Annotated in this window: 10 protein-coding genes; 7 read left to right on the forward strand and 3 right to left on the reverse strand. The window is 70.7% G+C overall.

The window, feature by feature from the left end; genetic code table 11:
* The 3 genes from EV683_RS14810 to EV683_RS13730 form a co-directional block, all read left to right on the forward strand.
* The coding region (locus tag EV683_RS14810; protein ID WP_165916843.1) for a phosphoenolpyruvate carboxylase at positions 1-135 on the forward strand (135 nt) is incomplete at its 5' end.
* A gap of 137 nt (positions 136-272) precedes the next feature.
* A complete protein-coding gene (gene argH, locus EV683_RS13725; RefSeq protein WP_131863167.1) occupies positions 273-1,655 on the forward strand; it encodes an argininosuccinate lyase in 1,383 nt (460 codons plus the stop codon).
* Between the two features lie 199 nt (positions 1,656-1,854).
* Entirely contained in the window at positions 1,855-2,631 is a 777-nt protein-coding gene (locus tag EV683_RS13730; RefSeq protein WP_066613049.1) for a DeoR/GlpR family DNA-binding transcription regulator, read from the forward strand.
* 78 nt (positions 2,632-2,709) lie between these two features.
* On the opposite strand, the gene EV683_RS13735 is transcribed toward EV683_RS13730, so the two are convergent.
* Positions 2,710-4,311 carry a GGDEF domain-containing protein gene (locus EV683_RS13735; RefSeq protein WP_243694771.1) on the reverse strand — a complete coding sequence of 534 codons (1,602 nt, stop codon included), beginning with the start codon at positions 4,309-4,311 and terminating at the stop codon, positions 2,710-2,712.
* Positions 4,312-4,421: 110 nt separating this feature from the next.
* On the opposite strand from EV683_RS13735, the gene EV683_RS13740 reads away from it, so the two are divergent.
* Positions 4,422-6,353, forward strand: a complete 1,932-nt coding sequence (locus EV683_RS13740; protein WP_131863168.1) for a ribonuclease catalytic domain-containing protein — start codon at positions 4,422-4,424, stop codon at positions 6,351-6,353.
* Positions 6,354-6,442: 89 nt separating this feature from the next.
* Here EV683_RS13740 and eda read toward each other — a convergent pair whose 3' ends face one another.
* Positions 6,443-7,063, reverse strand: coding sequence for a bifunctional 4-hydroxy-2-oxoglutarate aldolase/2-dehydro-3-deoxy-phosphogluconate aldolase (eda, locus tag EV683_RS13745; RefSeq protein WP_131863169.1), 621 nt, complete (start codon positions 7,061-7,063; stop codon positions 6,443-6,445).
* Positions 7,064-7,097: 34 nt separating this feature from the next.
* Positions 7,098-8,921, reverse strand: coding sequence for a phosphogluconate dehydratase (gene edd, locus EV683_RS13750; protein WP_131863170.1), 1,824 nt, complete (start codon positions 8,919-8,921; stop codon positions 7,098-7,100).
* A 233-nt stretch (positions 8,922-9,154) separates the two neighbouring features.
* Here edd and zwf point away from each other — a divergent pair, with 233 nt between their 5' ends.
* The 3 genes from zwf (at position 9,155) to EV683_RS13765 (ending at position 12,273) form a co-directional block, all read left to right on the forward strand.
* Positions 9,155-10,624: a glucose-6-phosphate dehydrogenase gene (zwf, locus tag EV683_RS13755; RefSeq protein ID WP_131863171.1), complete on the forward strand. Its 1,470-nt coding sequence runs from the start codon at positions 9,155-9,157 to the stop codon at positions 10,622-10,624.
* A gap of 90 nt (positions 10,625-10,714) precedes the next feature.
* Positions 10,715-11,392 (forward strand): 6-phosphogluconolactonase, encoded by a 678-nt coding sequence (gene pgl, locus EV683_RS13760; RefSeq protein WP_066613035.1) that lies wholly within the window; start codon positions 10,715-10,717, stop codon positions 11,390-11,392.
* A gap of 29 nt (positions 11,393-11,421) precedes the next feature.
* A complete protein-coding gene (locus EV683_RS13765; protein WP_131863173.1) occupies positions 11,422-12,273 on the forward strand; it encodes an SIS domain-containing protein in 852 nt (283 codons plus the stop codon).
* Positions 12,274-12,382 lie beyond the last annotated feature (109 nt).

Below are 12,382 nucleotides of genomic sequence, written 5' to 3' on the forward strand. Positions count from 1 at the left end.
CTGAACGCGCTGAACCTGCTGCAGGTCGAGCTGCTGCGCCGCTTGCGCGCGGCGCCGGACGACGCCGGCGAGGTGCTGACGGCGACGCACCTGACCATCAACGGCATCGCGACCGGCTTGCGCAACAGCGGCTGAGCGACGCGACGAAAGCGTGCCGGGCGGCATCGTGCCGTCCGGCGCGGCGTTCTTGGCGGGTCGTGCGCCGCACGCCGGGCGCGCTTTCCGTATAATCAGCCCGATATTCCCTCGCAACCTTATTTCCGGGTAAGCCCATGCAAGATTCTCACGCCTGGTCGGGCCGCTTCTCCGAACCGGTTTCGGAGCTGGTGAAGACCTACACCGCCTCGGTCAACTTCGACAAACGCCTGGCTGAATTCGACATCCAGGGCAGTCTGGCGCACGCGCAGATGTTGGCCGAGGCCGGCGTGCTGTCGGCCGACGACCTCGCCGCGATCCAGGCCGGCATGGCCGAGATCCTCGCCGACATCCGCGAAGGCCGCTTCGCGTGGAGCGTCGACCTCGAAGACGTGCACATGAACGTCGAGCGCCGCCTGACCGACAAGATCGGCGACGCCGGCAAGCGCCTGCACACCGGCCGCTCGCGCAACGACCAGGTCGCGACCGACATCCGCCTGTGGCTGCGCGCGACCATCGACACCGTCGTGGCCCACCTCGTCGAGCTGCAGACCAGCCTGGTCGACCTGGCCGACGCGCACGCCGACACCGTGATGCCGGGCTTCACCCACCTGCAGGTCGCGCAGCCGGTGACCTTCGGCCACCACATGCTGGCCTACGTCGAGATGCTCGCGCGCGACGCCGAGCGCATGCAGGATGTACGCAAGCGCGTCAACCGCCTGCCGCTCGGCTCGGCGGCGCTGGCCGGCACCACCTTCCCGATCAACCGCCTGCGTACCGCCGAGCTGCTGGGCTTCGACGACGTGTGCCAGAACTCGCTCGACGCCGTGTCCGACCGCGACTTCGCGATCGAATTCACCGCCGCCGCGTCCTTGGTGATGGTGCACCTCTCGCGCCTGTCGGAAGAGCTGATCCTGTGGATGAGCCCGCGCGTCGGCTTCATCGACATCGCCGACCGCTTCTGCACCGGCTCGTCGATCATGCCGCAGAAGAAGAACCCGGACGTGCCCGAGCTGGTGCGCGGCAAGTCGGGCCGCGTCGTCGGCCACCTGATGGGTCTGATCACGCTGATGAAGTCGCAGCCCTTGGCGTACAACAAGGACAACCAGGAAGACAAGGAACCCTTGTTCGACACCGCCGACACGCTGATCGACACGTTGCGCATCTACGCCGACATGATGCGCGGCATCACCGTGAAGCCGGAGGCGATGCGCGCCGCCGTGCTGCAGGGTTTCGCCACCGCGACCGATCTCGCCGACTACCTGGTCAAGAAGGGCCTGCCGTTCCGCGACAGCCACGAGGTGGTCGCGCTGGCGGTGCGCTACGCCGAGACGCAGGGCGTCGACATCGCCGACCTGTCGCTCGACAAGCTGCGCGAATTCTCGGCGCTGATCGACGACGATGTGTTCGCCGTGCTGACGCCGGAAGGCAGCCTCGCGCAGCGCGACCACGTCGGCGGCACCGCGCCGAACCAGGTGCGCGCGCAGGTCGCGCGCCACCGCGCGCGCCTGGCCGGCTGAAACGGGCCTGGCACGCGACGACGACGCCCCGCCGCCGCGGGGCGTTTTTCTTGCGTTGCCGCGCGATTTTCCGTTTGTCATGCTGCTTGGCAATAAAGCCAAAAATACGTCACGGCCGCGCTTCATTTCCGGTCGCGATTTGCTCGACGGCGGAAAAACATGGTAAAGACAGAGGGATTATTTTCGAATCCGAACCGAGATGAACCGTTCCCCAAGGCACGACCGCATCCTGCAGCTGGTGCGTGAAAACGGCTTCATGCCGATCGAGGAATTGGCGCGGCTGCTCGACGTGACGCCGCAGACGATACGGCGCGACATCAACCAGCTGTGCGAGGCCAACCTGCTGCGCCGCTACCACGGCGGCGCGGCGCTCGGCAACAGCGTCGAGAACGAGGACTACTTCGCCAGGAAGGGCAAGTTCCAGAGCGAGAAGGCGCACATCGCCGACATGATCGCCGAGAGCATCCCCGACCACGCGTCGCTGTTCATGAGCATCGGCACGACGATCGAGGCGGTCGCGCTGGCACTGACCAACACCCACAAGGGGCTGCGCGTCATCACCAACAACATCCACGTCGCGTCGATCATGTCGGCCAACCCCGACTTCACCGTGATGATCACCTCGGGCGTGGTGCGCGCCTCCGACGGCGGCATCACCGGCGTGGCGACGCTGGACTTCATCAACCAGTTCAAGGTCGACTACGCGGTGCTCGGCGTGGCCGGCATCGAGCCGGACGGTTCCTTGCTCGACTTCGACTACCGCGAGGTGCGCGTCGCGCAGGCGATGATGGGCAACGCGCGCCACCGCTTCCTCGCCGCCGACCACAGCAAGTTCGGCCGCAACGCGCTGGTGCGCATGGGCCACGTGTCGGAATTCAACGAGCTGTTCACCGACGCGCAGCCGCCCGAGGCGCTGAAAAAGCTGCTCGACGAACTCGGCGTGCGCGTGCACCTGGCCGAGCCGCTGCCGATCTGAGCCTCGCCCATCCGCGCGCCGGGCCACGAAAAAAGCCGACAAAGCGCTGCTTTGTCGGCTTTTTCGCGTCTTGCGGCGTCAAGCGTTGGCCGAGCTCCAGCCGAGCACGCGGTCGCGGCCGGTGCGCTTGGCACGGTAGAGCATCGCGTCGGCCTGACGCACCAGCTCCTTGGCCGAGCCGGCGCTGTCGAGCGAGCTGACGCCGGCGCTGAAGGTCTGGCCGAAGCGGCCGGCGGCGCCGGCGTGCTCGAGGCGCGCGAACGCGTCGCGCAGCGCGTCGAGCCGCTCGCAGGCGGCCGCTTCGTCGGCGCCGGGCAGCACCAGCGCGAACTCCTCGCCGCCGTAGCGGCCGATCAGTTCGCCGGCGCGGCGGTGTTCCTTGAGGAAGCGCGCCAGCGTCACCAGCACCGCGTCGCCGACCAGGTGGCCGTGCGTGTCGTTGACCGCCTTGAAGCCGTCCAGATCGAGCATCGCGCACGCGAGCGGCCGGCCTTCGCGAGCGGCGCGCGCCAGCTCGACCTCGAGCTGGCCGTAGAAGTGCGAGTGGTTCAACAGGCCGGTCAGGCTGTCGGTGGCGATGTAGGAGCGCAGCTTGCGGTAGCGGCGCGCGCGCGGGATCACGTTCATCACCAGCTCGTCGCTGTCGACCGGTTTGGTCAGGAAGCCTTCGACGCCGAGCGCGAGCGTGTCCAGCTGCACGCGGCGCTGCTTCTCGACCGACAGGAACAGGATGGGGATGCCGTCCAGGAGCCGCTGCTGGCGGATCACGCGCGCCAGCTCCAGCCCGTCGCAGCCGGGCATGTACATGTCCATCAGGATCAGGTCGGGCTGGAAGGCGTCGATCGCGTCGGGTACGTCCTGCGGCTGGGTGACGACGCGCGTCGTCAGGCCGAAGTCGGTCAGCACGCCGGCGTACAGGTGGGCGAGCGAGCCCATGTCCTCGACGATCAGCACGCGCAAGGGGTCGCGCTGGGTGGCGCTGTCGCCGTGGCTGAGCGCGTCGACCAGCTCGTGCGCGGCCAGCGGCCAGGCGAGCAGCCCGGCGCCGCCGGCGCGCACGCAGGCGAGCCGCGCGTCGAAGTCGCGGCGCGCCGACACGAAATAGACCGGCACGCGGCGCGCCCAGGTCTCGGCGGCGCGCCGCCACGGGTCGTGTGTGCAGAATTCGCTGTAGGCCACCAGCGCCTGGGTGTCGCCGCCGGTCAGCGCCGCCTCGATGTCGCGCGGCGAGTCGACCGCCACCGGCTCGAAGCCGTAGCAGGCCAGTTGCGTCAGCGGCAGCGCGGCCAGCAGCTGGGCGGGCATGGCGAACACCACGCGGTGCGGTTCCTCGAAGGGAATCGCGAGCCGCGGGCCGGCGGCCTCGTGGCCGCTCTGCCGCATCATGGCCAGCTGGGCGGTCAGCGACAGTTCGCGCCGCAAGGCGTGGCGGCGCTCGGCGTCGCTCGGGGCGCCGCCTTCGATCCAGCGTCGCAGCAACCGTGCGAGCTCCCGCGCCGCCTCTTCGAGCGCGACGGCGTGCGTCTGCCCGGCCAGCTCGTGCAGACGCTCCGACAGCGACAGCAACTGCACGGCGCGCGGCGTGTCCCAGGCGTGGAGCAGGTCGGTGCCGAGGCGGTCGAGCTCGCGGGCGAGCTGCTGGAAGGCTGCCGGGGGAGGGGCGGGCAAGGTCGGACGCATACCGTCTCCGACTAAGTCATGATTTCGACATCATAATCGATGGCGTCGATCGCCGTCAGTCGGCGCGGGGCGAGCTGCTATAATCGCCGGCTACGGATTGGGGTGTGCGGATGAACGTCTTTTACGAAGAGAGCGGCAGTTTCAAGGTGGGCAGCGTGGTGTCGAAGAACGACGCCAGCCTGCAGGTCGATACCCAGCACGGCAAGCGCGCCAAGATCAAGGCGGCCAACGTGCTGGTCGAGTTCACCGGCGCGCTGAACGACTTCCTGCCGGCGGCCGAGGCGCTGGCGGCCGAGATCGACCTCGACTTCCTGTGGGAAGTCGCCGGCGGCGACGAGTTCGACGTCCAGGTGCTCGGTGCCGAGTACTTCGGCCACACGCCGACCGCGACCGAGTCGGCCGCGCTGCTGATGCGCATCTACGGCGCGCCGATGTATTTCTACAAGAAGGGCAAGGGCCGCTTCAAGGCCGCGCCCGAGGACGCGCTCAAGGCGGCGCTGGCCGGCGTCGAGCGCAAGAAGCGCGAGCAGGCGCAGATCGACGAGTGGGTCGCGGCGATGACGGCCGGCGAGCTGCCCGACGCGATCCGCGCCAGGCTGATGGAGCTGTTGCACCGCCCGGACAAGAACACGCTCGAATACAAGGCCTTCGACGCCGCCGCGCGCGCCGCCAGCGTCGCGCCCCTGAGGTTGGCCGAGCGGCTCGGCGGCATTCCGTCGGTGCCCGACTACCTGATGGCCGGCTTCCTGATGGAGCACTTCCCGCGCGGGCCGGGCTTCCCGGCGCTGCCGGCGCCCGAGCTGCCGGACGACCTGCCGCGCGCCGAGGTCGCCGCGTTCTCGATCGACGACGCGGCCACCACCGAGATCGACGACGCGCTGTCGGTCGTGACGCTGCCGAACGGCCACAAGCGCGTCGGCATCCACATCGCCGCGCCGACGCTCGGCATCGCGCCCGACAGCCCGGTCGAGAAGCTGGTGTTCAACCGCCTCTCGACGGTCTACTTCCCGGGCGACAAGATCACCATGCTGCCCGACGAGCTGGTGCAGGCCTTCACGCTGGAAGCCGGTCGCGACTGCCCGGCGCTCAGCCTCTACGTCGAGGTCGACGCCGACTTCCAGCCGGTGTCGTTCGAGAACCGCGTCGAGATCGTGCCGATCGCCGCCAACCTGCGGCACGACGCGCTCGAGGCGGTGTTCAACGAGGAGACGCTGGCCGCGCCCGGCTTCGGTCCCGACTACCCGTTCAAGGCCGAGCTCGTCTGGCTGTGGCAGTTCGCCGTCGCGCTCGAGAAGCGCCGCGGCAAGTACGACCCGAACCGCCCGGTGCAGCAGGACTACAACTTCGCCGTCGAGGACGGCCGCGTCATCATCAGCACGCGCCGTCGCGGCGCGCCGATGGACAAGCTGGTGTCCGAGCTGATGATCCTCGCCAACAGCGAGTGGGGCCGCATGTTGGCCGAGGCCGGCATCCCGGCGCTCTATCGCGCGCAGACCGCCGGCAAGGTGAGGATGACCACCCGCCCCGAGCCGCACGTCGGCCTCGGCGTCGCGCAGTACGCGTGGAGCACCTCGCCGCTGCGGCGCGCGTCCGACTTCGTCAACCAGCGCCAGCTGGTCGCGATGATCCGCGGCGAGACGCCGGCTTTCGAACAGGGCAGCGCGCAGCTATTCGGCATCCTGCGCGACTTCGACGCCGCCTACAGCGCCTACCTCGCGTTCCAGGACAAGATGGAACACTTCTGGTGCCTGCGCTGGTTCAGCCAGGAAGGCGTGACAGAACCGACCGCGACCTATATCAAGGAGGACCTGGTCCGCATCGACGGCCTGCCGCTGCGTCTCAGGCTGCCGGGCCTGCCCGAGCAGCTGGTGGCCGGCGACAAGATCCGCCTCGCCGTGGTGCGCATCGACGAGCTGGCCGGCGAGATCGAGCTCAGGTTCCTCGGCAAGGTCGGCCACGACGACGTGGTGCCGGTGGACGAGGTCGACGACCCGTCCGAGGCCGAGGCGGTCGGCGCGCCGTCGCACAGCGGCCACGGCTGACCCCGATCGTCGCCCGTGAAAAAGCTCGGCCAACGTTGGCCGAGCTTTTTTCTTGTCCGCTTGGCGCGTGTCCTGCCCGCCGGTCGCGTTCAGCGCAGCGCCGCCGCTGCGGCCGCCAGCCGCGTGATGCCGGGCCAGTCGCGCGCGGCGATCAGCGCCTCGGGCGTCAGCCACGAGCCGCCGACCGCCAGCACGTTCGGCAAGGCGAGATAGTGGCGCGCGTTGCCGGCGTCGACGCCGCCGGTCGGGCAGAAGCGCAGCTCGGGCAACGGGCCGGCCATCGCCGCGAGGAGCCGGGCGCCGCCGACCGCCTCGGCCGGAAACAGCTTCTGCACCGAAAAGCCCTCGTCCTCGGCGCGCATCGCCTCGGACGGCGTCGCCACGCCGGGGATGAAGGGCACGCGCGCGGTGCGCGCCGCCGCCGCCAGCTCCGGCGTCAGCCCCGGGCTGACCGCGAACTGCGCGCCGGCCTCCAGCGCCGCTTCGAGCTGCGCGCGGTTGCGCACCGTCCCGGCGCCGACGACGGCGCCCGGCACTTCCTCGCGCAGGCGGCGGATCGCCGCGAGCGCCGCCTTGGTGCGCAGCGTGACTTCCAGTACGGCGATGCCGCCCTCGACCAGCGCCGCGCCCAGCTCCGGCGCGACGCCGGCGTCGGTGAGCACGATCACCGGCACCACCGGGCCGCGCGTCAGCAGGCTGAAACTGTCCATGTCGTGTCCTTGTATGTCGTCGCGTCCGGGGTGTTCAGTCGGGTTGGCCGAAGCTGGCCGCGCCGTCCTCGGCCGGCGATGCCAGTTGCCGGAAGCCGGCGAACAGCTCGCGGCCGACGCCGTAATGATGATGGGCGAGGTTGGCCGAGCCCGCTTCGCGCGCCGCCCACTCGGCGGCGTCGACCTGTACCTCGAGCACGCCCTGGTCCGGGTCGAGCCGGACGAGGTCGCCGTCGCGGATCTTGGCGATGGCGCCGCCGGCCGCCGCCTCGGGGCAGACGTGGATCGCCGCCGGCACCTTGCCCGACGCGCCCGACATCCGTCCGTCGGTGACCAGCGCGACCTTGTGGCCGGCCTTTTGCAGCACCGACAGCGCCGGCGTCAGCGCGTGCAGCTCGGGCATGCCGTTGGCGCGCGGGCCCTGGAAGGGCAGCACGGCGACGAAGTCGCGCGCCAGCGCGCCGGCGCGGAAGGCCGCCAAGAGCGCCTCCTGGCTGTGGAACACGAGCGCCGGCGCGGTCACCGCGCGCTTGTCCGGCGCGACCGCCGAGGTCTTGACGATCGCGCGGCCGACGTTGCCGGCGACGAGCCGTAATCCGCCCTCGGGGTCGAACGGCGCGGCGGCGGGGCGCAAGACGTCGTCGTCGAGGCTGGCGGTTGGCGAATCGCGCCAGACGAGCGCGTCGTCGAGCAGTTCGGGGCGGCGCGTGTAGGCGGCGAGCCCGTCGCCGGCGACGGTCGCGACGTCCGGGTGCAACAGCCCGGCGTCGAGCAGCGTGCGGATCACGTAGCCGGTGCCGCCGGCCGCGTGAAAGGCGTTCACGTCGGCGTCGCCGTTCGGGTAGACGCGCGCGACCAAGGGCGTGATCGCCGACAGCTCGGCGAAGTCGTCCCACGTCAGCTGCACGCCGGCGGCGCGCGCGATCGCGACCCAGTGCAGCGTGTGGTTGGTCGAGCCGCCGGTGGCCAACAGCGCGACCACCGCGTTGATTATCGCCTTCTCGTCGACCATTTCCCCCAGGCCCACCACCTTGGCCGAGCCGGCCAGATGCGCGGCGACGCGCGCCGATTCGCGCGTCAGCGCCTCGCGCAGGGCGGTGCCGGGCGGCACGAAGGCAGCGCCCGGCAGCATCAGCCCCATCGCCTCGAGCAGCATCTGGTTCGAGTTGGCGGTGCCGTAGAAGGTGCAGGTGCCCGGCGCGTGGTAGGAGCGCATCTCGGAGTCGAGCAGCGCGTCCGGGCCGATCTCGCCCCGGGCGTAGCGCTCGCGCACCAGCGCCTTGTCGGCGTTGGCGACGCCGGTCGGCATCGGGCCGGCGGCGACGAACACGCCGGGCAGGTGGCCGAAGGAGAGCGCGCCGAGCAAGAGCCCGGGCACGATCTTGTCGCACACGCCCAGATACAGCGCGCCGTCGAACACGCGGTGGCTCAGCGCGACCGCGGTGCTCATCGCGATCACGTCGCGCGAGAACAGGCTCAATTCCATGCCGCTCTGGCCCTGCGTCACGCCGTCGCACATCGCCGGCACGCCGCCGGCGAACTGCGCGGTCGCGCCGGCCTCGCGCGCGGCCTCCTTCAGCCAGTCCGGGTAGTCCCTGAGCGGCTGATGCGCCGACAGCACGTCGTTGTAAGCCGACACGATCGCGAGGTTGGGCGCTTCGAGCACCTTGAGCTTGAACTTGGCGTCGTCCGGCATGCCGGCGTAGGCGTGCGCCTGGTTGGTGCACGACAGTTCGCCGCGCGCGAGCCGGCCGGCGGCGCGGGCCTCGGCCAACCTTTGAAGGTAGGCGGCGCGCGTGGTGCGGCTTCGGGCGATCAGTCGGGCGGTGAGGTCGGCGAGGCGGGGGTCGAGCGGCATGGCGGCGTCGGCAGGCTGGTAAGGGGGTGTAATGATGGTAGTTTTACTACAGCGCGCCCGCAAGGAGGAGCCGCCGCGCCACGGGCGTCATCGCGTCGTCAAAAGTCCTGTGTAGCGTGCGATACAACGGATGGGGCGCCGCGGCCCGCCGCGCTTGCCGCCGGCGGCCCGCTGCGTAGTATAGTTACAGCAAACCGCGGCGCCACGACGCCCGACAAGAATCAGGAGAGACGATGTCCCCCACCCCGGCGTTCGACCTGCTGCTGTTCGGCGGCACCGGCGACCTGGCGATGCGCAAGCTGATCCCGGCGCTGTGGCAGGCCGACGCGGCCGGCCAGTTGCACGTCGACGGCCGCATCCTCGCGCTCGGCCGCAAGCCGTTCGACGACGACGGCTACCGCGCGTGGCTGACGGCGCACGCGCGGCCGCTGATCGCCGGCGACGTCGACGACGCGGCCTGGCAGCGTTTCCTCTGCCGCGTGCGCTACCTGCCGCTCGACGCGCGCGCGCCGGCCGACTTCGTCGCGCTCGCCGGACAGCTGCCCATCGACGAGGGCCGCGCGCTGGTCGCCTACCTCGCGACCGCGCCCGAGCTGTTCGCGCCCATCTGCGAGAACCTCGCGGCGGTCGGCCTGAACCACGAGCACGCGCGCGTGGTGCTGGAAAAGCCGCTCGGCCGCGACCTCGCGTCGGCCAACGCGATCAACGACGCGGTGCTCGCGCACTTCGCCGAGCGCCAGGTCTACCGGATCGATCACTACCTCGGCAAGGAGTCGGTGCAGAACCTGATGGCGATCCGCTTCGGCAACGTGCTGTTCGAACCCTTGTGGCGGCGCGAGTGGGTCGAGCACGTCGAGATCACCATCGCCGAGGACCTCGGCGTCGAGGGGCGCGGCGAGTTCTACGACCGGACCGGCGCCTTGCGCGACATGGTGCAGAACCACCTGTTGCAACTGTTGTGCATCGTCGCGATGGAGCCGCCGGCGAACATGGGCGCCGACGCAATCCGCGACGAGAAGCTCAAGGTGGTCAGCTCGCTCAGGCGCTTCCGGCCGCGCGACGTGGCGGCCCGGACGGTGCGCGGCCAGTACGCCGCCGGCAGCGTGCGCGGCCAGCCGGTGCCGGCCTACCGCGACGAGCCCGACGTCGCGCCCGACAGCCGCACCGAGACCTACGTCGCGCTGATCGCCGAGATCGACAACTGGCGCTGGGCCGGCGTGCCTTTTTACCTTCGGACCGGCAAAAGGTTGGCCGAGCGCGTCGCCGAGATCGTGATCCACTTTCGCGACGTGCCGCACGCGCTGCTGCCGTCGGCCGCCGGCTGCGCGACCGCGAACCGGCTGGTGATCCACCTGCAGCCCGAGGAAAACATCCGCCTGCACGTGCTGGCCAAGGCGCCGGGCGACGGCATGGAATTGCAGTCGGCCGCGCTCGAGCTCGACTTCACCCAGCGCTTCGCCGCGCGCCGCGCCGACGCCTACGAGCGGCTGCTGCTCGACGCGATCCGCGGCAACCTCGCGCTGTTCATGCGCCGCGACGAGGGCGTCGAGGCGTGGCGCTGGGTCGAGCCCATCCTGGCGGAATGGGCCGCCGACCCGACGCCGCCGGCGCCGTACCCGGCCGGCAGCTGGGGCCCGGCGGCGGCGAGCCGCCTCTTGTACCAAGACCGCCACGCCTGGCACGAGGAATGCGCCGGGCGCTGAACACCAGAAAAACGGCGGGCCCGACGAGGTCCGGCCGGTATTAAAGATACAGGCCCGGCGCAACGGGCCGACAACGGAGACAACCCAAGCATGTACTGGCACACCTTCCACACCTCGAACGACGCGTCGGGCGCGCTGGCCCGCGCCGTCGCCGCCGAGATCGCCCAACGCCTCGAGACCCAGCCGCGCGTGACCGTCGCGATGCCGGGCGGTCGTTCGCCGGTCGCCTTCTTCGACGCGCTGTCGCGCGAGGACATCGACTGGTCGCGCGTGACCGTCACGCTGGTCGACGAGCGTCTGGTCGACGAGAGCCACGAGGACAGCAACGCCGGCCTGGTGCGCCGCCACCTGCTGCAAAACCGCGCCGCCGCCGCGACCTTCTGGCCGCTGGTGACCGACCCGGCGCGCCCCGAGGCCGACATCGCGCGTCTCGACAAGGAACTGCCGGCGATCGACCTCGTCGTGTTCGGCATGGGCGAGGACGGTCACGCGGGTTCCTTGTACCCGGGCGCACCCGAGCTCGACGAAGGGCTCGACCTCGACAACCCGCACGCCGGTCTCGTCATCACGCCGCCGTCGGCGCCGCACCAGCGCCTGTCGCTGACGCTGGCGCGGCTGCTGACCGCCGAGAAGCTCTACCTGGCGATCCAGGGCCGCGCCAAGGCGCAGATCCTGCAGGCGTCCGGCTGGGCGCTGACCGGCCGCTGGCCGATCAGCTACTTCGTCCAGCAGGCCAAGGCGCCGCTCGAGGTGTTCTGGGCGCCATGACCCGTCCCGACACCCCGGTCGGCACCGGCCTGCTCGACGAGATCGCGACGCGGCTGCCGAAGCTGTCGGCGGCCGAGGCGCGCGTCGGCGAGCTGGTACTGTCGCGGCCCGAGAGCGTGCAGTCGGCGCCGGTCGCCGAGATCGCGCGCTTGGCCGGCGTCAGCCAGCCGACGGTGATCCGCTTCTGCCGTTCGCTCGGCGCGTCCGGGCTGTCCGACTTCAAGCTCAAGCTCGCCAGGAGCAGCGCCAGCGGCGTGCCCTACGTGCACGCGGCGGTGCGCGCCGACGACGCGCCGGCCGACATCGCCGCCAAGGTGTTCGACAACACGATGTCGGCGCTGACGCACTGCCGCAGCCAGATCGATCCGGCCGCGCTGGAAGCCGCGGTCGCCAGGTTGGCCGAGGCCCGCCGCATCGAGTTCTACGGCATGGGCAACTCCGGCATCATCGCCGCCGACGCGCAGCACAAGTTCTTCCGCTTCGGCATGGCGACCGTCGCCTACGCCGACCCGCACATCCAGACCATGGCCGCCAGCGTGCTGACGCCAGACGACGTGCTGGTCGCGATCTCCAACTCGGGCCGCTCGCTCGAGATCCTCGACGCGGTGCGCGTCGCGCGCGACAGCGGCGCCGGCGTGATCGCGCTGACCCGGCGCGCCTCGCCCTTGGCCGAGCTGGCCGACGTCGCGCTGACCATCGACGTGCCCGAGGACGCCGACAGCGTCAGCCCGATGCTGTCGCGGCTGATGCACCTGGTGCTGATCGACATCCTCGCCGTCGGCGTCGCCTTGCGGCGCGGCCCGGGCGTGATCGACCTGCTGGAAAAAACCAAGCGCAACCTGTCGGGCCGGCGCTTGCGCGAAAGAAAGAGCGAATCATGAGCGCCCTGACGACGCTGCCCGCCTGGCGGGCGCTGTGGAACCACTTCGCGCGCGCGCGCGACTGGCACATGCGCGACCTGTTCGCCGCCGACCCGGGCCGCGCCGAGCG

It is taken from the genome of Crenobacter luteus (assembly GCF_004345725.1).
Classification (GTDB): Bacteria; Pseudomonadota; Gammaproteobacteria; order Burkholderiales; family Chromobacteriaceae; genus Crenobacter; species Crenobacter luteus.